General features: G+C 45.8%; 26 protein-coding genes. 12 read left to right on the top strand and 14 right to left on the bottom strand.

Going from position 1 to position 25,947, the window contains the following annotated elements:
* Positions 1-141: 141 nt before the first annotated feature.
* Entirely contained in the window at positions 142-1,608 is a 1,467-nt protein-coding gene (locus L5M49_RS06690; RefSeq protein ID WP_263265686.1) for a DUF3142 domain-containing protein, read from the top strand.
* Positions 1,598-3,880: a hypothetical protein gene (locus tag L5M49_RS06685; protein ID WP_263265685.1), complete on the top strand. Its 2,283-nt coding sequence runs from the start codon at positions 1,598-1,600 to the stop codon at positions 3,878-3,880. The genes L5M49_RS06690 and L5M49_RS06685 overlap by 11 nt, the downstream gene beginning before the upstream one ends.
* Before the next feature lie 68 nt (positions 3,881-3,948).
* Here L5M49_RS06685 and L5M49_RS06680 read toward each other — a convergent pair whose 3' ends face one another.
* The 5 genes from L5M49_RS06680 to L5M49_RS06660 all read right to left on the bottom strand — a co-directional run bounded on the left by L5M49_RS06680 (position 3,949) and on the right by L5M49_RS06660 (position 8,229).
* Entirely contained in the window at positions 3,949-4,902 is a 954-nt protein-coding gene (locus tag L5M49_RS06680; RefSeq protein ID WP_263265684.1) for a D-2-hydroxyacid dehydrogenase, read from the bottom strand.
* 35 nt (positions 4,903-4,937) lie between these two features.
* Positions 4,938-5,570: a porin family protein gene (locus tag L5M49_RS06675; RefSeq protein ID WP_263265683.1), complete on the bottom strand. Its 633-nt coding sequence runs from the start codon at positions 5,568-5,570 to the stop codon at positions 4,938-4,940.
* A 41-nt stretch (positions 5,571-5,611) separates the two neighbouring features.
* Positions 5,612-6,400, bottom strand: coding sequence for a co-chaperone DjlA (djlA, locus tag L5M49_RS06670; RefSeq protein WP_113939902.1), 789 nt, complete (start codon positions 6,398-6,400; stop codon positions 5,612-5,614).
* Between the two features lie 69 nt (positions 6,401-6,469).
* Complete coding sequence (gene murU / locus L5M49_RS06665) at positions 6,470-7,147, bottom strand: N-acetylmuramate alpha-1-phosphate uridylyltransferase MurU (protein ID WP_263265682.1); 678 nt, start codon at positions 7,145-7,147, stop codon at positions 6,470-6,472.
* A complete protein-coding gene (locus tag L5M49_RS06660; RefSeq protein WP_263265681.1) occupies positions 7,144-8,229 on the bottom strand; it encodes an aminoglycoside phosphotransferase family protein in 1,086 nt (361 codons plus the stop codon). The genes murU and L5M49_RS06660 overlap by 4 nt, the downstream gene beginning before the upstream one ends.
* A gap of 117 nt (positions 8,230-8,346) precedes the next feature.
* On the opposite strand from L5M49_RS06660, the gene lptD reads away from it, so the two are divergent.
* The 7 genes from lptD (at position 8,347) to L5M49_RS06625 (ending at position 17,400) form a co-directional block, all read left to right on the top strand.
* Entirely contained in the window at positions 8,347-10,644 is a 2,298-nt protein-coding gene (lptD, locus tag L5M49_RS06655; RefSeq protein WP_263265680.1) for an LPS assembly protein LptD, read from the top strand.
* Between the two features lie 242 nt (positions 10,645-10,886).
* The gene (gene surA, locus L5M49_RS06650; RefSeq protein WP_105249993.1) at positions 10,887-12,191 is read left to right on the top strand and encodes a peptidylprolyl isomerase SurA; all 1,305 of its coding nucleotides are present in this window, start codon (positions 10,887-10,889) and stop codon (positions 12,189-12,191) included.
* Positions 12,192-12,197: 6 nt separating this feature from the next.
* Positions 12,198-13,184: a 4-hydroxythreonine-4-phosphate dehydrogenase PdxA gene (pdxA, locus tag L5M49_RS06645; RefSeq protein WP_105249994.1), complete on the top strand. Its 987-nt coding sequence runs from the start codon at positions 12,198-12,200 to the stop codon at positions 13,182-13,184.
* Between the two features lie 15 nt (positions 13,185-13,199).
* The gene (gene rsmA / locus L5M49_RS06640) at positions 13,200-14,006 is read left to right on the top strand and encodes a 16S rRNA (adenine(1518)-N(6)/adenine(1519)-N(6))-dimethyltransferase RsmA (RefSeq protein ID WP_028761527.1); all 807 of its coding nucleotides are present in this window, start codon (positions 13,200-13,202) and stop codon (positions 14,004-14,006) included.
* Between the two features lie 48 nt (positions 14,007-14,054).
* Positions 14,055-14,435, top strand: a complete 381-nt coding sequence (apaG, locus tag L5M49_RS06635; protein WP_028761528.1) for a Co2+/Mg2+ efflux protein ApaG — start codon at positions 14,055-14,057, stop codon at positions 14,433-14,435.
* Between the two features lie 21 nt (positions 14,436-14,456).
* Positions 14,457-15,281, top strand: coding sequence for a symmetrical bis(5'-nucleosyl)-tetraphosphatase (locus L5M49_RS06630; protein ID WP_263168054.1), 825 nt, complete (start codon positions 14,457-14,459; stop codon positions 15,279-15,281).
* Between the two features lie 97 nt (positions 15,282-15,378).
* Positions 15,379-17,400: a methyl-accepting chemotaxis protein gene (locus L5M49_RS06625; RefSeq protein ID WP_198572988.1), complete on the top strand. Its 2,022-nt coding sequence runs from the start codon at positions 15,379-15,381 to the stop codon at positions 17,398-17,400.
* Positions 17,401-17,635: 235 nt separating this feature from the next.
* Here the strand turns inward: L5M49_RS06625 and L5M49_RS06620 are convergent, their stop codons facing one another.
* The 7 genes from L5M49_RS06620 to rplU form a co-directional block, all read right to left on the bottom strand.
* Positions 17,636-18,049 (bottom strand): DUF3718 domain-containing protein, encoded by a 414-nt coding sequence (locus L5M49_RS06620; protein ID WP_105249997.1) that lies wholly within the window; start codon positions 18,047-18,049, stop codon positions 17,636-17,638.
* A gap of 219 nt (positions 18,050-18,268) precedes the next feature.
* Positions 18,269-18,751, bottom strand: coding sequence for a type 3 dihydrofolate reductase (folA, locus tag L5M49_RS06615; protein WP_263265679.1), 483 nt, complete (start codon positions 18,749-18,751; stop codon positions 18,269-18,271).
* 27 nt (positions 18,752-18,778) lie between these two features.
* Complete coding sequence (locus tag L5M49_RS06610) at positions 18,779-19,252, bottom strand: threonine/serine exporter family protein (RefSeq protein WP_113939894.1); 474 nt, start codon at positions 19,250-19,252, stop codon at positions 18,779-18,781.
* Entirely contained in the window at positions 19,249-20,010 is a 762-nt protein-coding gene (locus L5M49_RS06605; protein ID WP_113939893.1) for a threonine/serine exporter family protein, read from the bottom strand. Before L5M49_RS06605 ends, L5M49_RS06610 begins: the two co-directional genes overlap by 4 nt.
* A gap of 27 nt (positions 20,011-20,037) precedes the next feature.
* The gene (cgtA, locus tag L5M49_RS06600; RefSeq protein WP_105250000.1) at positions 20,038-21,207 is read right to left on the bottom strand and encodes an Obg family GTPase CgtA; all 1,170 of its coding nucleotides are present in this window, start codon (positions 21,205-21,207) and stop codon (positions 20,038-20,040) included.
* 214 nt (positions 21,208-21,421) lie between these two features.
* Positions 21,422-21,676 carry a 50S ribosomal protein L27 gene (rpmA, locus tag L5M49_RS06595; RefSeq protein ID WP_006080527.1) on the bottom strand — a complete coding sequence of 85 codons (255 nt, stop codon included), beginning with the start codon at positions 21,674-21,676 and terminating at the stop codon, positions 21,422-21,424.
* A gap of 14 nt (positions 21,677-21,690) precedes the next feature.
* On the bottom strand, positions 21,691-22,002 hold the full coding sequence (gene rplU / locus L5M49_RS06590; protein WP_006080526.1) for a 50S ribosomal protein L21: 312 nt from the start codon (positions 22,000-22,002) through the stop codon (positions 21,691-21,693).
* A 272-nt stretch (positions 22,003-22,274) separates the two neighbouring features.
* Between rplU and ispB the strand changes: the two genes are divergently transcribed.
* The gene (ispB, locus tag L5M49_RS06585; protein ID WP_049821790.1) at positions 22,275-23,246 is read left to right on the top strand and encodes an octaprenyl diphosphate synthase; all 972 of its coding nucleotides are present in this window, start codon (positions 22,275-22,277) and stop codon (positions 23,244-23,246) included.
* Positions 23,247-23,328: 82 nt separating this feature from the next.
* Here the strand turns inward: ispB and ung are convergent, their stop codons facing one another.
* On the bottom strand, positions 23,329-23,994 hold the full coding sequence (gene ung / locus L5M49_RS06580; RefSeq protein WP_263265678.1) for a uracil-DNA glycosylase: 666 nt from the start codon (positions 23,992-23,994) through the stop codon (positions 23,329-23,331).
* Between the two features lie 187 nt (positions 23,995-24,181).
* Between ung and L5M49_RS06575 the strand changes: the two genes are divergently transcribed.
* A complete protein-coding gene (locus L5M49_RS06575; protein WP_028761538.1) occupies positions 24,182-24,745 on the top strand; it encodes a Tfp pilus assembly protein FimT/FimU in 564 nt (187 codons plus the stop codon).
* A 74-nt stretch (positions 24,746-24,819) separates the two neighbouring features.
* Positions 24,820-25,140, top strand: coding sequence for a DUF3144 domain-containing protein (locus L5M49_RS06570; protein WP_105250001.1), 321 nt, complete (start codon positions 24,820-24,822; stop codon positions 25,138-25,140).
* 93 nt (positions 25,141-25,233) lie between these two features.
* On the opposite strand, the gene L5M49_RS06565 is transcribed toward L5M49_RS06570, so the two are convergent.
* Positions 25,234-25,848: a LysE family translocator gene (locus tag L5M49_RS06565; protein ID WP_263265677.1), complete on the bottom strand. Its 615-nt coding sequence runs from the start codon at positions 25,846-25,848 to the stop codon at positions 25,234-25,236.
* Between the last annotated feature and the right edge of the window lie 99 nt (positions 25,849-25,947).

Raw genomic sequence — 25,947 nt, 5'->3', positions numbered from 1 at the left:
TCTGAGTTCTGATATTGATTAGCAAGGCACCAAAGAAAGAACCAAACTTAAGGCGTGATATCAGAAGTTTGACCGCGATGTATAAGTGGCATTTTTCGGGCATAGTAATGCCTCACTCAAAACGGAATCGATAGCAGTAGTATGGGCATAGGCAATCTGGTTAAAAACATAAGCCGAAATCAATGGTTCTTATTTGCTTTGTTGAGCGCCGCCGTATTTATGAGCGCCTGCCAGCCGGCATCAAACCCCAATGAAATCACGGCTAGCCCAAATACCAGTGTCGCAGTAAAAACCGCTACAGAAGCAACAACACTTCGAGCGCCACTTTCGCAGGAAGTCTATATCTGGCAGCGCCAATGGCGCCCCTCCAATCAAACGGCATTAGTGCAAAGCCAAAGTGCATTCCAAGGATTACGTATTTTAGCCCTGCAGGCACACCCCAAACCCAATGGTGCCGATATTTGGTTTGAGGTCGCCGTTAACCACACTTGGCTACAGACCGATCCTAGACCCAAAATCGCTGTGGTTCGCTTAGATGGCCAACTTACTCGACTCAATGATGCTGAGATCATCAGTAAAATCAGCCAAGTACTTAACAGCTGGCAGGCTAAAGGCACTAAAATCGCTGGGGTGGAAATCGACCACGACAGTGCCAACAGTAAACTGCCAGCCTATCGGGATTTTCTTACAAAGCTTAAAGCGCAGTTACCCACAGAACTCAAACTCAGCATTACTGCACTGCCCGCTTGGCTCAATAGTGCCGATTTCCCCGCATTACTCACCAGTATTGATGAACTCGTGCTACAAATTCACAGCGTAAGCGATCCACGCCTCGGGCTATTCGATGCGACTCAAGGTTGGCAGTGGGTGCAGCAACTCTCAAATATCAGCACTGTGCCTTACCTTATTGCGCTCCCCGCCTATGGTTCGGCGGTCATCAGTACAGCTTCAGGTTATCAAGTTGAAAGTGAAACACCGCTGCGCGATCAACTCCAATCAGCCAATGTAGTACAGGAACTGATGGCCGATCCTCTAGTATTACAAGCCTTTGTGCAAAAACTACACACTCAAAAAGATGCCAAACTCAGAGGCATTATCTGGTTTCGGCTGCCGCTGGAAGGGGATAAAAGGGTTTGGCCACTCGACACCTTAATCGCCGTTGCACAGCAAGGTGAACTTGCCGCCAAGATTGAATTAGTGATCTCGAGCGATAACAAGGCCACAACCCAAACGACATTAGCCGCTGAAAATAAGCCAAAAAATCTGGAAATCCGCAAGCCACAGCTATTCCAACTGAGCTTAATGAATCACGGTAATATTGCAGGTGAAATTCCTCCTCTTTTGTCGCTAGCGGGACAAGCTTGCAGCGGGTATGATGCGCAAAATGGCTATAGCGTAATACAAAAAGATGGGCTGTTAACGTGGCAATGGCGAGCTGAGAATACAGCAGCGTTGACACCAACCAAAACAGTTTCACGCACTGCAATCATGCCTATGCCGCAATCAAACAGAGACATTCAAACACACATGCTCAACCCTGGCGGCCAAAAAGTGATAGGCTGGGCACGTTGTGAGTCATTATATTTACAGGGAATTTATGCGCCATAAGCCAAAACTATCGTTTACCATGGCAACACCCAATCGGGCTTTTATGCTTAAAAAGACCACGCTCATTTGTTTAAGCTTATTTTCCCCTATGCTATTGGCCTGCGGCCCCGATTTTCCTTTGCAACTCACTCAGGATAGGCAGAGCAATCTCAGTTATTTACCGCAAACCTCTTTCAGCCAGCAGCTCACCGCCCTCGCAAAACCTTTGCCTTGGCAGTATCAAGATGCACCCGCTGCACAGGAATATCTGTGGGATGAAGTGCATAGCCGTTATCTTTCACAAACTCGCGCCTTTGAAAACAGCGAGTTAAGTGACGCCCATTTAGCTTTAGTGAACACTTTGCGGGATGCAACGGGCCCCATTGAAGCCGAGCAAATGGCCGCTAAGTTAGACAAAGATCTACCACAAGCGCTAACTTGGTACACCTTAGGTGCCGTAGCGTTTGAAGCAAAAGATTATGAGAGGGCGAGTAACTATTTCAGCAAAATCATTAAATTACCACAAAGTGAACGCGCATCTCGTAGCCTGTGGGCACTCTATTCGCTGTCGCGTATTGAGCTTATCTTAAGCAAGACTTCGGCTGATCCTGAACATTTTAATCGTGCCGATGCTTACCTGACACAATTACAAACCGAAGTCGCACAAGGCGCCGCCGATCCCCTGCGTTTGAGTTTAGCGAGCTTAGGTGAGCAAGCCTATATCCTGCTACACCAAGGCCAGCCACTCCCGCAATTGACCAGTCAAGGGGCAGGTGAAACTGAGTCAGAGCTGCAAATGACTCTCACCCCTGATGCACTAAATAAAGCTATTGAGCTCTATGCCACGCAATCGGTACAGGGCGATAGCGGCGGTTATGATTCCTTATTGATGTTAAGCCGCACTTTGATGGGTAAAGAGATTGCTGAACTTAAGCCGCTACTGCAACAGGCGAGCGTGCAGCAGTTATTGATTGCCTATTGGCAAAGCAGCACTAATGAATTCGCCTACAATGGCCAGCTTTCAGAAATGGGATTAAAGGTTGCTGAGCTCCTTAAAGTATTTCCAACCGATGGCTTAGAGCTCAACCATGGCGATAAATTAGCGGCGATTTATTACCAGTTAGGGGATTATGCCAGTGCTGAGCGCCTATTAACGCTAGCGAAACCGAGCGGCCTCACTTGGTGGCTCAACGCAAAATTAATGCTACAAAAGGGCGATCAAGCAGAAGCGGCCAAGGCCTATGCTCAGGCAGCGCGTCACTTCCCTGAGCAGCTCAATAAGATCTCGGCCACAGTTGACGCTAAAGAAACTCAGCAACAAGCCATTAATGCCGATGAAGATACAGCCACTTACTGCCGTATTCGTGCCGAGCAAGGGGTGTTGTCACTAGAGCGTGGCGAATATGTCGATGCGCTCAATCACTTACTAGCCAGCGGTGATGAGTACTGGCAAGACATCGCCTATGTGGCGGAGCGCGTACTCACCACGGCTGAACTTAAGCTATTTATCGACGAACATGTGCCATTTATCGCCTTTGAATACCCTAAAGACAGCGACTGGTACGATAATATTGAGCCAATTAACAACCGCTTGCGCTACTTGTTAGGTCGCAGGCTATTACGCGAAGGCGCGATAGCTGAAGCGCCGGTTTACTTCCCTAATCCTAAACTGAATGCCAGCGCCCTTGCCTACGGCACAGAGCTGAATGCAGCAAAAAAAACAAAAGGCATTGATAGCGCGAAAGCCTATTGGGCTGTTGCCGAACTTGCTCGCCACCAAGGCATGGAACTCTTAGGATTTGAATTAGCCCCGGATTACACTATTTACCAAGGTGTGTTCGATCTAAGTGATTGGAATGAGCCGAGCAAACTGGCTGAGAAAGAACAACTGCGGATCAGCGCCAGCCAAGCAATTCCCGATAAACGCTTCCATTATCGCTACACGGCAGCAGAACTAGCCAACAAGGCATCGGATCATGTACCCCACAACAGCCAAGCCTATGCAGCGCTACTCTGCCAAGCCACAGGTTGGGTCTTGTATCGAGATCAAGAACTTGCCCTACGTTACTACAAAAAATACGTCGCCAACGGCCCCTTTGTGCCTTGGGCCGAGAACTTTGGTTTGCAGTGTGAAGCGCCCGATTTTGACGGTGCAGTAAAACGAGCGCAGGCGAATGAAATGGCAGAATGGAACGCCCTGTACCACAAGCTGAAAAAGCCCGTCGTATTTGGCGTATTAGCCCTCACAGGCTTATTGGGTGTGTGGTGGATGCGTAGAAGAAAAACTCAATAATAAATAACCATTTACGTCTTTCTCTCTCAACATCGACATGATGAAAAGAGAGAAAGACGCATACCGCTTTACTTGTTCACGCAGTTAATCACTTCACCCTGTAAATAACCGTGCACATTCGCCACTGCGATATTGAGTAGACTTTGTCTTGCTTCCTTCGTCGCCCACGCATTATGCGGGCTGATGCTGATATTAGGCGCATGCAGTAAGGGATTATCTGCAGTGGGCGGCTCGGTCGATAACACATCCACGCCGGCAAATAACTTGCCTTGAGCCAGCGCAGCAGCAAGCGCGGCTTCATCAATTAATCCACCGCGCGCTGTATTAATCAGCAGCGCATTAGGCTTCATCAAGGCGAGGGTTTGTTGATTGATAAATTGCTCAGTTTCTGGTGTTAGCGGGCAATGGAGCGAAATAATATCTGATTCGCTAAGCACAGTATCACGTTGCGCCCACATCACGCCTTGGGGTAAATCCTTGATGATTGAACGAGTATTGACAAGAACTTTCATCCCGAATGCGAGGGCGAGCGTTCCCACCTGCTGACCGATATCGCCATAACCTATTAAGCCTAAAGTCTTGCCTTTTAAAGATTGCAACGGCATTAAAGTAAAACAAAAATCTTGGCAGTTCACCCACTGGCCATCGACCACAGCTTGATGATGGGCGGCCACGGCTTGGGTGTGATGCAGAATATGGGCAAACACCATTTGCGCAACGGCATCAGGCGCATAAGCGGGCACATTAGTGACCACTATACCTTGCGCTTTAGCTGCCGCGATATCGACAACGTTCGTGCCCGTGGCCAATACGCCTATGTATTTGAGACTAGGAAGTTGCGCTAGCGTCTTTGCATTCAAGGGCGTTTTATTGGTGAGAATGACTTCAGCACCTTGGGCTCGCGCGACAATATCAGCGCCACTCGTGCGGGAAAAACACGCAAACTCGCCTAATTCATTTAAGGATTGCCAGCTGAGATCGCCAGGATTTAAGGTTTCACCATCAAGTACGACTATTTTCATGCCACTAAATCTCCTTTTAAGACGATACGTTAGATCTAAAAACTGACTTTGAGCCCAAGGTTAGCCTGAGCCTGCCACATCACATCCGACGTAATGTGCCATAGGCAATCATCTTCATTGCAAAACAGCGAAGTGTCACTGTTGATAAACGTCGCATAACCCCGAATATCCGCAAACAGGCCAAAGTGTGGCGTCACTTGATACTCTACCCCGCCACCAATTCCCATGGAGAAACGCGTTTCGCTCGACCAACCGCTAGGCAGCATGCGGGTGATCCCCGCGCTGGCGGTGACATAGGGCAGGATATCGCCACGGGGGAAATATAAAGTGCCACCCAAATGGATATAATCTAAATCTAACGAGGTAAGAAAGTCTGGCGTAAACAAGCCGCCACTTTTCAGTTCAGAGGCTTGATGACTATATAAAAGATAAATATTACCGGGATCATTCGTACCAATACCCACCATCAAACCGTAATGACTCGACTCCTCGACCTTCACATCAGCCTTATCACCAGTTTGATCTGTGTTGACCTCATATTGATTCACATCAAATTGACCGCCCCCCAGACTATAACCGCCAAAAGGAGCGATAAACACCTCGGCCTGCGCGGACATAGCCACAGGTAACAAACTCGCCAACAGCAACAAACGGTAAGTGTTTTTCATAATGAATTCCTTATCTTTTACAAAAACCAATTTTATCAAGGCTAACGCATACCGCGCTCAGACTTGACTCTGTCATAGGCTGCTTGAATATCCTGAGCCTTACGATTAGCGAGCTCCATCATTTCCGGTGGCAACCCTTTCGCCACTAACTTATCGGGATGATGTTCATTCATCAATTTACGGTAAGCCCGTTTAACTTCTTGGTCGCTAGCTTCGTTCGTAATGCCAAGTAAACTGTAGGCATCAGTAATCGATGTTTTATTGCCACTCGATGTTTGATGGAAACGAAACTCCGCCTGCCAGCGTTTAAGTAATTCATCTAACTGCGCTCGGCCATAACCTAACTCTTGAGCAATCGTCATCAAGATAGCGTGCTCAGCGGGATCCAATTCACCGTCGGACAATGCCGTTTGGATCTGAATTTCGATGAACATCTGCACTAACTCTTTGCGTCCCATCGTAATAACACGGAAAGCTTGTAAGCTGCTGCGCAGATCAAAATCCGCCGATTTACCCTCACGAAATGCCTGTTGCGCTTCTTTACGGGCTTCCCCCGTTAAACGCATTTGATCCATTAATAAGGTCGCAATGCGAATATCGGTTTCGGTAACATGTCCTGATGCTTTAGCCACATGCCCCATTACTGCAAATGTGGTATTAAAGAAAATGGCTTGGCGATTCTTAGCCTGCCCTAGAATCTGTCGAAAACCCACGCCCGATGCCGCACGCTTATCGTAAAGATGACCGAGCCACAAACCTAGCAGTGCCCCAAAAATACGGCCGAACATAAAGCCAATGACAAATCCAAAAAACTTACCCCAAAGCCGCATCTTATTTCCTGATTTCTATTATGTATTTGATGCACTAGCTTAATCCTATGGATATGCCAGCACCGAAATTTACTTGTTACTTTGTAACCTTAGTTCAAGCGCTTGCAATCGTGCAATGGTACCGACATCACACCAAAATCCATTAAACAAGGCACCACTAACTCTGCCTTGAGCCATTTGCGATCGGAGCAACGGACCCAGTGCAAAGGCGCCCTGCGGCGTGTCATGAAATAGCGCAGGGTGATAAATGCCCATGCCCGAAAACGTGTACTTAACATCGCCACGCTCCTGCACTTGATGATCATTCAAAGCAAAATCGCCATTTGGATGCTGCTCAGGATTAGGCACTAACCATAAGTGAGCGAGCCTATCCGCAGCCAGTTGCGTAATTGGCGGTAAATCATCAATAAACACATCACCATTAATCACTAAAAAAGGTTCGTCGCTTCCGTCCTCACACAATAAAGGCAAAGCGCGTTTAATGCCGCCGCCGGTTTCTAACGCGCTCTCTTCTGCGCTATACCGAATGCGCACCCCAAAAGTGCTGCCATCGCCCAGAGCTTCGACTAACTTATGCCCTAGCCAAGCATGGTTGATGACGATATCGACTATGCCTATCGCGGCAAGTTTTTCAATATGATAAACAATCAGCGGCTTATCTAATACTGGCACCATAGGTTTAGGTAAACTGTCCGTTAACGGCCGTAACCTTTCCCCTCGTCCAGCGGCCAAGATCATAGCTTTCATTGCTTAACCTCAGATAAAGACTGACTCACACTAAACGCAGGTAACACACGACGAGTTAACCAGTGTGCAAATGGCACGAGTTCGGGATACTGCAGCGAGATGTCGACAATATACGTTAATGTCAGTGGAATATCCGCCATATAAGCAGGTTTACTATCGCGATAGTTTAATCGTGCAAAAATCCCCACCGCCTTAATGTGGCGCTGTAAGCCCATGAGATCAAACCAAGTTTGATATTGATCAAAAGGAGTCTGTGCGGGAATAAAACTAAGCGCTAATGCTTGCTGATAATGATACCGCATCAAGTCTGCGACTAAAGGCTGCGGCCAACGAATATAACAATCGCGTAGTAGTGATACCGCATCGTAAGTCACGGGACCAACGACAGCATCCTGAAAATCAATCACGCACAGCTTGTCCGCTTGCAGCATAAGATTACGGCTATGGAAATCCCTATGCATTCCCACACTAGGTTGAGATAGCGCATTGCCGACGAGGCGATCAAAAGTATCATTCAGCAATTGCAACTCAGCAGCGTCCAAAGACAAATTAAGATGTGTTCCTAACAGCCACTCAGTAAAGATGTGTAATTCACGGCGCACAAAGGCTTCATCGTAGTTAGGTAATGCCTGAACTAAACCGCTATCAAGATTCTTGCACTCAATCACAGCGGCCACTTGCGGTAATAAATCGAGCGCCTGACGGTAAAACCGTTCCACATTTTGTACCGTCAATACAGATAAGAGTTGGGTATCGCCCAAATCACTTATCAACATAAAACCCAAATCGGCATCGGCGTGGATTACTTTTGGAACTGTCAGTCCCACGGCTGAATAAGCATTCGACAGGGCAATAAAGGGGGCGATAGGCACTAACTGAGGCGGTGAATCGGCGGCGATAAAGGTAGCATCAGGCATCGAAATCCGAAAGTAACGCCTAAAACTTGCGTCTCCGGAAATCAATACAGGCATCACCTCACAGGAAAAATAAGCATTCAGCCACTGATTAAGGGAAAGAAATCTCGGATCGGATAAAGTCATTTCATGGCTCTTAAAGAAAAATTGCTTTATTATAGCTGGCATAGAATTTGGAAACAGCTAAGAAATTGAGAGATTTATTAAGCGATGTTGCGTTTGTCAATTGCAACTTTCCCCATCCATACTTGTCCAGAATAAGAAATCATAATTACTGACCTAAAGATGCAGATCCGATACCTTCTGGCCCTGAGCCTGTTACCGCAATTAGTCCTGGCAGACGACTCTCTAACCGCTTCGGCATCCCAATGCTTAATTGAACCGCCAGTACCCCGTATCGTATCTCAAACCCAAGGGATGAGTGCGGCTGAACTCAACAAAATTCGTATTGCGTCTGATAACACCAATGCCGAAATGGGTAAGCAGGCGATTTTCCGTGGCGATGTGGTTTTTAGCCAAGGCGATAGGCACATAGCTGCCGATGAGGCGATTTTAGATCAAGCTACTGAACAGTTTGATGCTAATGGTAATTTAGTCTTTCAAGACAGCAACTTCACCGTTACAGCCGAATCCTTACAAGCTCAAATGCGGACAAACCGTGCCACCCTTAAAGGTGCACAATATTGGATCCATGGCCAACAAGTTCACGGTGACGCCGAAAAACTGCAAATTACTATCAATAATAATTTAATTTTAACGAATACCAACTTCACTACTTGCCCTCCTGACAATGTATCTTGGTTACTTGAGGCCGAAAAGATCAAGATCAACAGTGAAGAAGAATGGGGCGAAATTTGGAATGCCAAACTAAGAATTGGCGGTGTACCTGTATTCTATATTCCCTACATGACAGTTCCCGTTTCAGAAAAACGTAAATCTGGCTTTCTCTACCCTAGTTTTAGCACTAGCACTACTGATGGTGTCGAAATTTCCGCACCCTATTATTGGAATATTGCCCCAGAGTACGATTTAACATTTACACCTAGCTATATGTCAAACCGTGGTTTATTCACTAAAACAGAGTTTGGTTATCTGGCGGGTGAGGCCCAAAATGGCCGAGTCAATTTAGAATATCTAGGCAATGACCAATTGATCGATGGTAGCCCGAATCGCTACTTATATAACTGGCAGCATCAAGGGGCGATCGACAAAAATTGGCGTGTATTAGCGAATTTTACCGATGTATCAGATAACAATTATTTCAATGACTTAAAGTCAGATGTTAACCGTGCAACCGATAACCAGTTATCACGCATAGGTGAAATCAGCTACTTCGAAAGTAACTGGGATCTAAGCACCCGAGTACAAGATATTAAAGTACTGGGTGAGGATGAAAAACCATATCAAGTCATGCCTCAGGTTAACTTTAACTATCGCGCTGCTGATTTTTGGAACAATTTAGATTTTGGTTTCAATTCAGAGCTAACGAATTTTGCCCATCAGGACAACAATGTTAATACGGCGACTCGTTTGTACATGTCACCAAGCGTAACTCTGCCAATACATGGGCCTTCAGGCTCGCTCACCAGTCAAGTTAAGTTGATGCAGACCAATTATTGGCAGCATAACGAAGATCCAGACATAGTTGTTGACGACACAGTGAATCGCACCATCCCGCAGGTACGGATTAATGGTCAAATCAACTTCGAACGTTTTACTGAGCTTTTCGATCAAAACTACCGCCAAACGCTCGAGCCACAATTTCAATATCTTTATGTCGGCTACGAAGATCAACGCAACATAGGCATTTATGATACGGCTCAATTACAGGACGACTACTTTGGTCTATTCCGTGATCGTCGCTTCTCGGGTCTGGATCGGATTTCCGATGCAAATCAAGTCACTCTAGGTGTTACTACACGCCTGTTTGATAGTCACAACCAAGAAGCCACTAAATTCAGCCTAGGACAAATTTTTTACCTGCAAGACAGCAAAGTCGGTTACGAAGACAGTATTTTTGAGTCTAATCAATCAACTTCAGTACTTGCTGCAGAGTTAGATACCCGCTTGTCCCATGATTGGTATATGGGGGCTGCGATTCAGTACGATACCAACACCAGTGACAATAAAAAATCTGAAGTCACCTTAGATTTCAGACCTGAAGCGAATAAATTGCTGCAATTTAGCTATCGCTATGTCCCAGATTTATTGAACTCAAATACCAATGATACAGTGAACATCTCCCAAGCGGGCGTTCGTGGCGCTTGGCCAATCAGTGACGACCTCTACTTTGTTGGTAATTGGTATTATGACCTTAACGAAAGCCGCAGTATTGAAACTTACACAGGTATCCAGTACGAATCATGCTGTTACGCAGTAAGACTTAGTTATCATTACCGCATTAAAACCAACTATGACGACAACATAGGTTCTGCCACAATTGATCCCCGTGAGCAGTTTGATAGTGGTATCTACCTGAACTTAATCATTAAGGGACTCGGTGGTTCTGGCCCATTAGGCGTATCCGATATGCTCAATGACGGCCTGTTTAACTACAGAAAACCGCTTTATCTGAGGAATTAGCAAAGAATTGTGATAGATTGCTGAACCTCAACAAGGACTCAGAGTCCAAACAGATTAATGAGTGCTTTACCGTTCACCTTTTGCTAAAGCGAATAAAAGCGGATCTTAAGGTCTAACCTTGCACTCAAATGCGTCGCCAAAAAATTACATTAGGGCAACTCACTGTAATTTCGATATAAATGGTAAAGTTATTTCAATTAAGCCGTCGAACCTGACCTTAGAACGTGCCAAGGATTTTGTGGATGAAACCCAGTAAACATCTGATTTTTGCTTTATTTGCACTCGCGATCAGCCAACCTACATTGGCCGCACCCCAGCCGCTCGACCGCGTTGCAGTCCAAATTAACGACGGCATAGTGCTCGAAAGTGAAATCACTAACATGATTGACACTGTTAAAGCGAATGCCAAAGCAGCAAACCAATCGTTACCTTCTGACAGTGCCCTGCGCACTCAGGTGATTGAGCGTTTAATCTTAACTCGCCTACAATTGCAAATGGCTAGTCGTATAGGGCTGAATATTGGTGACTTACAACTAGACCAAGCGATTGAAAACATCGCACGCGAACAAAAAATGTCTGTCGCGCAGATGCAACAAAAAATTGAAAGCGAAGGTTTAAGTTTCAGCCAATACCGAGAACAATTGCGCGAAGAAATCACTCTAGGTGAAATTCAACGTATTCAAGTACAACGCCGCATTCAAGTATCACCACAGGAAATTACTAGCCTAGTCAAACTCATCCAAGAACAAGGGATGAAAGATGTGGAATACCAAATTGGCCATATCCTGATTGACGTGCCTAATAACCCCACCAGTGAACAACTCGAAGCATCAAGCAAACGCGCCAATATCGTATTAGAACGTTTGAAGAGTGGTGAGGATTTCCGTCGTACCGCTATCGCTTCTTCTTCAGGTCCTAAGGCACTCGAAGGCGGTATTTGGGATTATATGAACATCAACGAAATGCCAACTCTGTTCGCCGAAGTGATTAACGGTGCGAAAATGGGTGACATTATCGGCCCGATTAAGAGTGGTGCAGGTTTCCATATTATTAAGATCATGGATGCTCGCGGCCTACAAACCAAAGAAATCGAAGAAGTTAGAGCGCGCCACATTTTGCTCAAGCCATCGCCGATCCTGTCAGAAGACCGCGCTAAAGCCATGCTTGAGCAATTCCTGAAGCAAATCCGCTCAGGTGAAGCTAAGTTTGAAGACCTAGCGCGTCAGTACTCAGAGGATCCCGGTTCGGCCACAAAAGGTGGTGAATTAGGTTGGGCAGAACCAAGCATTTATGTACCTGAGTTTGCTCAAACGCTCAACAGTTTGAAAAACGACCAAATTAGTGAGCCATTCCGTACGACTCACGGTTGGCATATCACTCAGTTAGAAGAACGCAGAAAAACCGACGCCACGGATCAGTTCAATAGCAACCGTGCGCACCAGTTGATCTTCCGTCGCAAATTTAACGAAGAACTGCAAAACTGGCTAGACGAAATGCGTTCAGACGCATACATTGAAATCTTCCAGCCAGAGACCAATCGAGGTTAATTCTAATTGAGCACTAAACGTATTGCCGTTACCCCAGGCGAACCCGCAGGTATTGGCCCCGATTTAGTCGTACAACTCGCTCAGCAGGCTTGGCCTGCTGAGTTAGTCGTTTGTGCGGATCCAGAATTACTTGCGAGCCGCGCGAAACGACTCGGTTTGCAAGTGACTTTCCGCCCTTACCAGCCAAATCAAGCTCCTAAGCCACAAGAAGCGGGCACATTAACCATAGCGCCCTTTAAGTTGGTGAGCGAATCGATTTGCGGTCAGCTCGATGAGCAAAACAGCACTTATGTAGTTGAAACCTTGCGTTATGCGGGCGAGAAAAACATGAGCGGCGAGTTTGATGCTGTCGTGACAGGCCCAGTGCATAAAGGCATTATCAATCAAGCAGGTATTTCCTTTAGTGGCCATACTGAGTTTTTTGCCCATCAAGCAAATTGCCCCGATGTAGTGATGATGCTGGCAACACCAGGTTTGCAAGTGGCACTCGTGACCACCCATATTCCTCTGGCCTATGTTGCAAAAGCCATAACGCGCCAACGCTTACAGCATATTATCAAGATTCTACATGCCGATCTCATCAGCAAATTTGGCATAGTTTCACCGAAAATTTATGTCTGTGGTCTCAATCCACACGCAGGTGAAGACGGCCATTTAGGGCGTGAAGAAATCGACGTGATTATTCCTGCACTCAACGAGTTGAGAGAAGAGTTCCAGATGAATATTGTCGGCCCATTACCGGCCGATACCCTGTTCCAACCTAAATATTTACAGGACGCCGATGTCGTCTTGGCCATGTACCATGACCAAGGACTTCCCGTTCTCAAGTCACAAGGATTTGGCAAATCGGTAAACATCACCTTAGGTTTACCTTATATTCGTACCTCGGTTGACCACGGTACGGCGCTCGATCTCGCGGGTACAGGCAAGGCCGATATTGGCAGTTTTGTCTGTGCTCTGAATAAAGCCATTGAGTTATCCTCAAAGAACTAAACGATTACATTATTAATGAGCAACAAAGTACATTTAGGCCACACGGCCAGAAAGCGTTTCGGACAAAACTTCCTTACCGACGGCAATGTGATTGACCGCATTGTGGGTGCAATTGCACCCGATAATCACCATGTGATGGTCGAGATCGGCCCTGGCCTTGGTGCCTTAACTGAACCTGTAGCCGATGCTGTGGATAATCTGACTGTCGTCGAACTCGACCGCGATCTGGTTGAACGCTTACATCAACACCCAGTCCTTAAAAATAAACTGACCATCCACCAAGGTGATGCACTGCAGTTTGATTTTGGTCAACTGAGTGTGCCAGGCAAAAAGATGAAAGTGTTTGGTAACTTACCTTACAACATTTCAACGCCGCTGATGTTCCACCTGTTCGAATTTGCCGAACAGATTGAAACCATGCACTTTATGCTACAAAAAGAAGTGGTACTGCGTTTATCGGCAAGCCCAGGCTGTAAAGCCTATGGCCGTTTAACGGTCATGGCACAATACTTCTGCCAAGTGGTTCCGGTTCTCGAAGTGCCGCCCCACAGCTTTACCCCTGCGCCTAAAGTGGACTCAGCAGTCGTACGCTTATTGCCATACGCCGTAAAGCCGTTCCCTTGTAAAGATGTGACCGTACTGCGCCACCTTTGTACTACCGCATTCAACATGCGTCGTAAGACTCTGCGTAATAACTTAAAGCACATGTTATCTGACGATGAGTTCGAGCAGTTAGGGATTGACTCAAGTCAACGCCCAGAACAGATTAGCGTGCAGCAGTATGTTGCTATGGCTAACATGGTTTGCGATAAGAAAGCATAAATATGTCAGGGCACTTAGGTGCCCTTAGACCAGAGCCTAGGAACAAGAATGAGCGCATTGGACACCTCCATTCGGGTCGAAGTCAAAACTGAGTATATAGAGCAGCAGTCCTCGCCCGAGGATGAAAAGTACCTCTTCAGTTACACCATCACTATCATCAATTTAGGTGAGCAAGCGGCTAAACTTGAAACTCGTCACTGGATAATCACTGATGCCAATGGCAACACCAGTGAAGTCCAAGGTGCCGGTGTTGTCGGTGAAACGCCAACCATAGCGCCGAATACTGCCTATCAATACACCAGTGGTACTGTGCTCGATACGCCACTTGGCATAATGCACGGCACTTATGGTATGGTCAGCGAATCGGGTGAGCGTTTCCAGGCGACAATCCGTCCCTTCCGTTTAGCGACCCCAGGCTTACTACATTAATATCGTTAGAAAAGGGGTACTGTGGCGCATTATTTTGTTGGTGATATTCAAGGCTGTTTCGCTGAGTTACAAAAATTACTAGCTAAGGTCGATTTTAATCCTTCCCGCGATGAACTCTGGGCTGTAGGTGATCTTGTTGCACGTGGACCTGACTCCTTAGCTACGCTAAGGTTTTTTCGCTCCTTAGGTGATTCCGCTAAAACGGTTTTAGGTAACCACGATCTCCATCTAATGGCATTACACGGTAAGCTCAAGCGCGCTAAGCCCAGCGATAATCTCACTGAAATTCTAGAATCCCCCGATATCTCAGCCTCAATTGACTGGCTGAGACAACAACCTCTTATGCGTGAATTACCTGAACACCAACTCATTATGAGTCATGCGGGTGTACCACCCCAGTGGTCGCTGGAGGTATTAAGAGAAGAATCCGCACTCGTCAGTCGCGCGCTCAAGCACGATGATTATCTTGAGACATTAATAAGCCAAATGTATTCAGATACCGCCGAGCAATGGGATCCAAGTGCAATAGGCATAGAGCGCTTACGTTATTGCATCAATGCATTAACACGCATGCGCTATCTTTATGTCGATGGCCGACTTGATTTTGATTGCAAACAACCTCCTGAAAACTGTACTAATCCACAACTCAAACCTTGGTTTGAGTTTGCTTCGCCACTGCGTCAGAGTCATACCTTAGTATTTGGCCATTGGGCTGCGTTGATGGGCAAAGTCAACGATACTAAATTAAAGGCTTTAGATACAGGCTGTTGCTGGGGTGAACACTTAACCTTATGGCATCTTGAAAAAGACCAAAAAATTACGCAAAAAAAGTTAAAAAAGAGTTAAACTAAAACAGCTTAAAGTCGATAACAGACTGAACCGCCTAACCCTGAATATCACCCTGTTTTCATTTGGAAAAATATAATAAAAATCGGAGTATCCTATGAAATTTAATGTAGCCACCAGAGTGATTGGCGGATTTGGTATTGTCACACTTTTACTCGTGTTGCTAGGATTTACATCTTATTTAACCAACAATAGCCTAAAAGCCAGCTCTGCTATGATGCAAGAATTAAGCTTGCCCGCGCTGAAATCGACAAACCACCTTAGTGAAGCATTGAGTGAGCAACAAAGACAAATCCTCATTGCCTATAACACCCCTAGATCGGCAAATATCCCGAATATTCGTAAAGTATTCGAAGACCATGGGACTCAGTTCAAAAACGAAATTGCCACACTCACTCAGTTAGTCAAGAGCCAGCAGAATCTATCTTCTTTAATTGCCCAATTAAGCGGCAGCTTTGCCACCTTTGAGCGAGATAGTATTGCCATGATCGCCGAACGTGAGGCCTCATTGAGCAAGCAAGAACAGCTCGTTGAACTAAAGAAAAAGCTCGAAAATGCCGCCGATGATGCCTCATCAGAACTGCTCGATATTGTTGATTTAGAAAGCAGTCAGAATCCCGATGAGCAGAGTCTTGCTGCATCAGCCAGCGCTATTGATACTAGCCTCGGAAATATCATCACCACTATTGCAGATTTAGTAACAAATGACGAAGACAGTAAGCACGAACTGATCTCAAAGGAACTTGACTACATTATCAGCGAAACCAAGAACAAACTTGAATATGTGAATCGTCACGGTCAAGGTATCGTCGAAGCGGATACCTTAAGCTCGGTCACTAAAGATATCGAAAAAGTATTAGCGCTCGTCACAGGTCCGCAATCTATGTTGCTGCTAAAATCGAGTCAGCTCTCCCACTCCAAAGAAGCTGTGATAAAACTTGGCATTATTGAAAATGATGTGAAAGTCATCAATTCGAACATGAATGATGTCAGCGATAACATCGAACTTGTTGCCGCGAACATGAGCAATGACACCATAGCCAAGATTGACTCTGCCAGCATACAAACCATGATTGTCGTGTTAATAGCAATCGTTGTCGCAGTGATTGTGAGTTTTGCTGTGGTGAATCCGTTAAAACGCTCACTCAGCCAAGTGAACAATGCCCTGAACGTCTTAGCCTCAGGCAACCTTACCCATAAACTAGATGACTCTGGACACGATGAATTTGCCGAACTTGCAAAAAACTGTAATCGTCTCGTCGATAGCTTACGCAGTTTAATCATAGGTATTTTAGATAGGTCAAATCAACTTGCCGCGGCAGCCGAACAAACATCAGCAATCACAGCGCAAACCACCTCAGGCATACAAGAACAAAAAAGCCAAGTTGACCAAGTGGCTACTGCGACAACTGAACTTAGCTCTAGTGCTCAGCAGGTGTCTTTAAGTGCCAATCAAGCCCTTGAGCAAATCAAACAGGCTGATCAAGAAACTCAGCACATGCGTGCCATTGCACAAGAGAACAAACTGACTATTTTGGCTTTAGCCGATGAAGTGGCCAAAGCGGGTGTTGTGATTAATAAAGTGCAGTCGGACAGCGCCTCTATTGGCTCAATTTTGGATGTGATCCGTGGTATTGCTGAGCAGACTAACCTACTCGCCCTTAACGCCGCTATTGAAGCCGCCCGTGCGGGTGAACAAGGTCGTGGTTTTGCGGTAGTTGCCGATGAAGTGCGTAGTTTAGCCTCACGCACTCAAGTGTCGACCAGAGAGATCCAACAGATGATCGAAGTGTTGCAGCAAGGTGCAGAGCAAGCTGTTGCCGCCATGGATATGGGGCGTGCTCAAGCCAACGCCTGTGTTGAAAAAACGGAGCAAGCCAACATTGCCCTCGAAACCATTAGCCAATCTGTGCATAAGGCCTATGATTCTGGCACCCATATCGCCCATGCTGCGCAGGAACAGAATTTAGTAAGCCAGCAAGTTTCTGAAAAACTAGAGCATATTGCAGCAATTTCAGAAGAAACCGCTATCGGTGCAGATCAAACGGCTCAATCTAGCCATCAAGTCGCCAAATTAGCCGAAGAACTCCAAGCTTCGGTCGGTGAATTTAGAGTCTAATGTTTATCACCACTAAAACCTAGGGTCGCTTAGCGGCCCTTTCTTTTGAGACGAATTCACTTGCCTATCTTACTGACGACTCGAACTGTCCGGCCTTTGCACAAATTAAGGCCATAAAAAATGCCAAACTTAAGTTTGGCATTTTTATCTAGCTTAATGCTAGATACTTGATATTAGACGTTTAATATAACGTAGCAGCAAATAGGGCTAAAGTGCCGCTAAGTTCAAATCCGCATTACTCTTCTTCACCGCCCGCAGCAGCGCCAAGACGCTCTTTCACTGCAGCGGTAATTGGGCTAGCACCATGACCGTTTGCTTCAGCCCAAGCTTGGATTGTCATCCCATCAGCTTCAGCAACACTCAATTCAGTCGCCGACAAACGCTTAGCCACAAACTCACCAGTATCGTTCGCACTCGCACCGTAAGCGGTGCGCAATAGACTTGCACCATCGCAACTGATACCACTGTAAATCTGACGTAACTTAACGCGGCTTTCTTTTAACTTTTTACGTAAGCGGTTTTTGTCGTTAGCTTTTACATAATCACAAAGACTCGCTACGAGTGGATCTTCCCCCGCAACAGCAGAAGTTGGTACAGCAATAGAACTAAATCCAATCAACGCAGCCAAGGCCACAGGCATAAGACGCATCCGATACTCCTTAATACTTTCTTATAGTTTTATTATCAATTCTGTATGGGCTGCATCTATTGTCTAAATGATATTGACCTCTTGGCTTTAGCTCTCGTTCGAAATCTAGGATAACGAAATAGGCTATCTCTTTCCGTGAAAACTAAATGTCCGATATGATGCAATACGTTAGATAAACCGACGCCCCATACACACAGGGTACACAACAGAAGCTGCAATTTAACATTTTTTTACCAAATTGATAAAGCGATATTCCAAACCAGCCGCATTTATACTCGCCAAAGATTCAGTTTCCTTCCAAGTCCCATCGTCCCAGTGGGGGAAAAATGTATCGCCTTTCACCTCAAGATTGATTTGCGTCAAATATAAGATATCGGCGCAGGGCAATAACTCGGCATAAAGCTGGCCACCACCTATAACCACTAACTCTTCACATTCACCAGCAGCTTGTTTGGCTGCATCAAATGAGGTCACACAGGTCACGCCCTCAATCACAAGATCCGTTTGGCGTGAAATCACTATGTTATGTCGACCAGGAAGGGGCCTACCGATTGACTCAAAGGTCTTACGTCCCATCACAACAGGCTTGCCTAGGGTCATCGCTTTAAAGTGACGTAGATCTTCTGGAAGATGCCATGGCATTTTATTATCTTTTCCGATGACTCGATTGTTTGCCATCGCGGCTATCATAGCAATGCGCATGCTCACTCCTGTTTTATAGAAATAGAATTATTGAATGACGGGGCGAGTCCTGAAATACAGCAAACTCGGCATGGCCAAACCCACGGCTAACGCCCCTAGAATAAAGACGGTTTTGAGGCCATTACTAATCACTTGCCCCGTCAGTTCAGGACTGACTTGAGATTGAGCGGTCAATTGCACTAAGGCAATCACAGTATTAAATGCATAAGTGCCTGGGATCATAGGAATAATCGCAGCGACAGCATACATTAAAGGTGGCGCTAAGTGGCGCTTACCAAACCCTATGGTAATAATCCCTACTAATGCCGCGGCGGCGAAGGTTGCCCACTCGATTGGCAGACCAAACTGTAACATTAAAGTACGGGAACTATGGCCAATGGCTCCCGCTAAAGCGCAGTAAGGAAGAAATCGTTTAGGAACATTAAATACCATAGCAAATCCTACGGCGGGAATTGCTGAGAAAAAAGCATCGTGCAGCAGCGTTATCAGTAATTCCATCATAGGAAAATTCCGCCGATCTGCATCGCAATCGTAATGCCAATGACAGAAGAAACGGTCAGCAAAGTAGCATGACCCCAGCGGGATATACCGACATTCATGTGCCCTTTTACCATGTCGGAAATCGCATTAATCATCGGAAAACCCGGCACTAACATCAGCACACTCGCGGCCATAGCAGCCTTAGGAGTTTCACTTAACTCAAACAAATAACCCGTTTGAGCCAGCATACTGGTGACGAAAGCTGTGATGGCAAAATTGACTAATAAATTAAAATGTCGCTTAGCAATTGCTAAACGTACCGACATACCCACTGCCGCGGCAAAAAAAGTAATCACGCATGCAGTGAGATCGCCATTAAATAAATGACAGAAGCTAGCGCACGACAGGCCAATCATGAATACCACTAAGCTAGGAGGATAGGTTTTAGGTTCAATCCGCGCCAAGCGTTTACGCACTTCATTTGGGCCATACAGCCCCTTTTCCGCGAGTAAACAGATACGTTGCAATTCACAGACGACTGTCATGTTAATGCCATGCTCACGAATACGACGAGTAGTTGTGATACAGCGACCATGAACCAAACTGGTTAACACGAGGGAATTGGAGGAAATAGAGAGCTCTACGCTGGCAAGACCTAAAGCCTGACCTAGACGCTGGCTGATTTCTTCAACTAAATCAGATTCCGCGCCGTAGGCCAGTAGCAATTGTGCAGCACGCACAACTTGCCGAGTAATATCATTTTGAGTATCAGCGTACACAGAACTCTCAAAACTCAAAGATTACTATTATCTTTGGTAAATAACTTCTACGTCGTAGTCGTCATCATCAAAGTCGTCGTCATCATCTTCATCAACATAATCTTCATTCAATGAATCAAGGTTTGCTTGATGATAATTATCCCACTTGAACTCAACTTCACTATCTGGGTCGACTTCATTGTCTTCAGGTGGAAGACTCGCAATGTAATCGAGGAGTTTTAATGCCAACTCACTGGTACCGTCGCGGTTATAGGCGGAGATAGTGTAAACATCGCCTTCCCAACCCATTTCTTTAACGATACGATCAACCTTCTCTTGCAGCTCTTCTTCAAGCAGCAGATCGGTTTTGTTAAAGACTAACCAACGCGGCTTACTCGCCAACTTTGGAGAATATTTCTCAAGCTCACCTACGATAGCGCGCGCAGACTCAACCGGATCGGTTCCGTCAATCGGCTCAATATCTATGATGTGCAGCAGAATACGGCAACGCTCAAGATGCTTTAAGAAGCGAATACCTAAACCCGCACCATCGGCAGCGCCTTCGATGAGACCAGGAATATCCGCAATCACAAAGCTTTGCCCAGGACGTGGATTAACCACACCTAAGTTAGGCACCAGTGTTGTAAACGGATAATCAGCCACTTTCGGCGTTGCACGGGAAACCGCACGAATGAATGTCGACTTACCCGCGTTAGGCATGCCAAGCAAACCAACGTCAGCCAGCAGTAACAACTCTAATTTAAGGCTACGAACTTCACCGGGTGTCCCTAACGTCTTTTGACGTGGGGCACGGTTAGTACTGCTCTTAAAACGGGTGTTACCTAAACCATGGAAACCACCTTTGGCAACCAATAGCTTTTGACCGTGGGTTGTTAAATCCCCAAGGACTTCTTCAGTATCATGATCGACCGCGCGAGTACCAACAGGAACTTTTAAGATCAGATCTTTACCGCTATGACCAGTACAATCACGGCCACGACCATTTTCGCCACGTTCAGCCATGTGAAAACGTTCAAAACGGAACTCGATCAAAGTGTTGAAGTTTTCGTCAGCCTGCAGAAAAACACTGCCACCGTCGCCACCATCACCACCATCAGGACCACCATCAGGTACATATTTTTCGCGCCTAAAGCTAACACAACCGCTACCGCCGTCGCCTGCTTCGACCCTAATTACTGCCTCATCGACAAACTTCATACTTACTCCTGGCACCACTGAATGAAGCAATTATACCGTCTAACTTCATTGGTCGCCAAAAAACTCGAGATACTTTGCTCCCAATCTTACCTGTCAATGCTCATTCTTGGTAATCATTTACCAACTCAAGCATCTACACGGCGTAAATAGAAGCACAAAAAACAGAAAGCCCCACCAATGGCGGGGCTTTAACAGTATAAGCTAGGTTCGAAAGTTAAGCTTCGATGCTAATAAACTTACGGTTATTAGCGCCTTTAACTTCGAATTTAACTTTACCATCAGTCAGAGCAAACAGAGTATGGTCACGACCAATACCTACGTTTACACCAGCGTGGAATTTAGTACCACGTTGACGAACAATAATGTTACCAGCTAGAACTGATTCACCGCCAAAGCGCTTAACACCTAGACGTTTACTTTCTGAATCGCGGCCGTTACGAGTAGAACCGCCAGCTTTTTTATGTGCCATGAGTTAGACTCCTATTATGCGTTGATAGCAGTAATTTTAACTTCAGTGAACCACTGACGGTGGCCCATTTTCTTGTCGTGGTGCTTACGACGACGGAACTTAACGATAGTAACTTTATCGCCACGACCGTGACTTACAACTTCAGCAACGACTTTACCGCCAGCTACTAAAGGAGCACCAACATGCACTGTTTCGCCATCAGCGATCAAAAGAACTTGATCGAACTCGATAGTTTCGCCAGTTGCAACTTCTAACTTTTCTAAACGTACTGTGTGGCCTTCAGCTACACGGTGTTGTTTACCACCACTTTGAAAAACAGCGTACATAGCTATTTTACTCCAATTCCTAACACGCGGGCTCATTCTTGGATGAGGCAGGGTGCTACAAAAACTTTATTGACAATGGGCGCGGAGTTTACGCGAAGAATCTAACTCTGGCAAGCCCTAATTAGGAAAGAATAAAAAAAGACCGGATTAACTCTCACATTAGTTGAGCTAGTGCTGTCATATGTCAGAATTTTAGGTAAAATTCATTTCATTATAACACGTGAGCCTAAACAGGGGCCGGGTACGTAATGACCCCACAACCAGAGTCTATTATGGATTTAAACGCTATTCGTCAACTGGCTGACACTGATATGCAAGCAGTCAATCAGCTGATATATAAACAGCTTGAATCAGATGTCGCCCTAATTAATCAATTAGGTTTTTACATTATTAATGGTGGTGGTAAACGTCTTCGTCCTCTGCTGTCGGTTTTAGCCGCACGTGCGGTGAGCTACGAAGGCGAAGCACATCTTAAGCTAGCGGCGATTATTGAGTTTATCCATACAGCCTCATTGCTCCACGATGATGTAGTTGATGAATCGACGTTACGCCGCGGACGAGAAACCGCCAATGCACTGTTTGGCAATAGTGCCAGTGTGCTAGTCGGGGATTTCCTTTATACCCGCTCATTCCAGATGATGACTGAACTTGACAACATGAAAGTGCTCAGAGTGTTAGCTGATACGACTAACGTGTTGGCCGAGGGTGAAGTCTTACAGCTGATGAATTGTAATGACCCAGACACCACTGAAGAAAGCTATATGCGGGTCATTTATTGCAAAACAGCCAAGTTATTTGAAGCCGCTACGCTACTCGCGGGCGTGCTAGCAGGTGCAACGCCTGAGCAAGAAACCGCCTTAGGCAACTATGGTAAGTATCTCGGCACCGCCTTTCAGCTTACCGACGACTTACTCGACTATACCGCCGACAGTGACGAGCTAGGTAAGAATATCGGTGATGACCTTGCCGAAGGTAAACCGACGCTGCCACTCATCTATGCCATTGCCCATGGCACAGACGAAGAGAAACAGCTCATACGTCAAGCAATTGAACAAGGTGATGGTACTCAGGCCATAGATAAAATCGTAGCAGCACTGCACCATTGCGGCGCGTTAAACTACACCCAACAAAAAGCAATTGAAGAATCAGAGAAAGCGATCGCGGCATTATCTGCTTTACCCGATAGCGACTATAAGCAAGCCTTAGTAACACTAGCTAAGATTTCGGTCGACAGAAACCACTGATTGCTAACTAATGTAGTTTCGCCCCAAAAATAAGGTCTTACTCAGTAAGACCTTTTTTATTGCTTTAACCGCAATCCTAAAATCAAACCTGCCAAAGGATCGGCGTTTCGCCTCGCTCAAGCAATAATTGATTCACTTGAGAGAAATGCCCACAACCAAAAAAACCGCGATAAGCCGATAAAGGTGAAGGATGTGGTCCTGTGAGCACTTGATGTTGCGGTGCGTTAATCACTTGACCTTTTTTGATGGCATGACTGCCCCAAAGCACGAAAATAATCGGCTGAGTCTGCCGATTTAATGATTCCAGCACCGCAGTCGTAAATACTTCCCACCCTGCTTTGGCATGGGAATGCGCCTTGCCTTGCTCAACGGTCAGCACAGTATTGAGCATCAATATCCCCTGCTCCGCCCATTCGGATAAATCACCATGGGATGGCACAACAAAACCTTCAATATCCGTCGCTAATTCTTTGTACATATTGGCTAAAGATGGCGGTGGTTTTATCCCGCGTTTAACCGAAAAACATAAACCATGGGCTTGATCTGGGCCGTGATAGGGATCTTGGCCAATCAAAACCACTCTGACTTGTTCAAGGGGCGTCATACTAAAAGCATTGAAAACATCAACTTCGGGTGGATAAACCACTTTCCCAGCCCTGCGTTCATTGTCAACAAATGCGCTTAGTTGCTGAAAATAAGGCAAAGCTCTTTGCTCATCGATAAATGTTTGCCATGTCGCCTGAGTCACTATTTTACTTCCTCAATTCTATAATCGGGTTAGCTTAAAAGTCCTGTAGTAGTATGGCAAGTTTGCAGACCTTACCTGCCGCTAAGTAATACCACTAAACCTGCTAGGTCTCACGTTAAGACTTTCAATTTAAAACATTCGAAATTAAGTGATATAGTGCGCCCATTCTCGCACACTCTGATACGTAATGATGATCCAACATTCTGATAAATCAATTCAAAGACATCAAACGGGTTTCACCTTAATTGAACTTGTGGTGGTCATCATAGTGCTCGGTATTTTAGCCGTAGTGGCCCTGCCAAAATTTATCAATGTGCAACAAGATGCGCAAATTGCAACAGTTAAAGCGGCAGGCGGAGGCTTTAAATCAGCCATCAATCTGGCACGTTCAGTATGGGCTGTAAAAGTGGGCTCAGGTCCAAAAGAGGATTTACCCGTATTTGGTACGGCACAATCCGAACAAATAGATTTCAACGCCTTCGGTTGGCCAGCACAACACTATATCCATGGCAATGAGGCCTCTCCGGCACTCGATAATGTCGAAGACTGTATATCGGTATGGGAAGTATTATTTCAAAATGCCCAGCCAAGTGTCTCGCGCTTGAATATTGATGCGACTGAAACCGACTATAAAGCCAGTTATACCGATCCTGGCCAGTGCACTTATTTGTATCGAACAAACGATAAACTGTCGATTAATTATGACTCCCATACAGGAGTCGTCATTACCGACACAGATCCCAATAGTTAATGCCTGACGATTCCTTCTTACACCAATTAAGTTAGAATCGAACTTTAATCTGTTACTTTTTTAGAGTGAACGCCATGACCGACACGAGCAGCACCACCATTTACGAACTTGCCGATCAGTTTATTGCCTTAGCCAATCAGCTAAGCCAACAAGAAGCAGATGTAGGTAAAGTTGGCACAGCACTCCGTTTTGCCGCAGCACGTTTTAATGCCTTCGAAGCCGCGATAAAATCAGCGGATCTCGGTGCAGAAAAAGAGAGCGCATTAGAATGGTTTAGCAGTGAATTCAAAGAAATGCTGAGTGACAACTTAGACGACCACATTGCCAATCCACCCATTATCCAAGAAAGTGTGGCAGAAGAAGCTGATAATTCTGTGCAAATGTTTAAAGGCTAATCACGCCTTGATTTAAAATGCATAGCCATCAACAAACACGCCATCGATTGATGGCGTGTTTGTTATTTAAAACCAATGATTTTAGATAGATCACTAAAGCGTGTACACCACACGAATCGCCAGCAATATTAATACTACGCCGGACAACTTATCAATTAACCTCGCTTTTTCTCTCAACTTAGGCAACACACTCGAGTGGGATAGCAATAAGGCTATCAAGGTATACCAAAGACCATCGACCACTAACGGTGTAAAGACAATTAATGCTTTAGCCGTCATACTGTCGGCGACCATCACAAATTGGCTGAATAACGCAAGAAAAAATAGCATTATCTTAGGGTTGAATAAAGAAATAGCAATACCATCACGGGCTGCGGTTAAGGTATCTGTCGCCTCCCCTGCAGCCAATTTAGCTTGCATACCGCCATTGGAACGCAGCGCTTGAACTCCCATCCAAGCAAGGTATAAGGCACCGAGAATCGCAATGCCATTAAAGACTAAGGGCGCCTTTTTAAGGACTACGGCTAAGCCCAGTAACGTCACCAGCGCATAGATCCCAATCCCTATCGAGTGTGCCCAAGCACAGACGATCCCCTTTCCCCGCCCACCACCTAAAGTATGACGTACTACCATAGTCAAACTTGGGCCCGGCGACATAGCCCCCAAACAACAAATAGCCAATAAACCTAACCAAGTACTCCAACTCATTGATGACACCTTTCGCCGAATAAAAATGCCCACTGCAGGGCCTTAAACTTGCTTGCCATTCTAGCATCGCGCCATCAAGGCGTTAACGCTAATAAATCC

This window comes from Shewanella sp. SM74, from assembly GCF_025653725.1.
GTDB classification, from domain to species: domain Bacteria; phylum Pseudomonadota; class Gammaproteobacteria; order Enterobacterales; family Shewanellaceae; genus Shewanella; species Shewanella oncorhynchi.
This window is presented reverse-complemented; position numbering and strand designations above follow the sequence as displayed.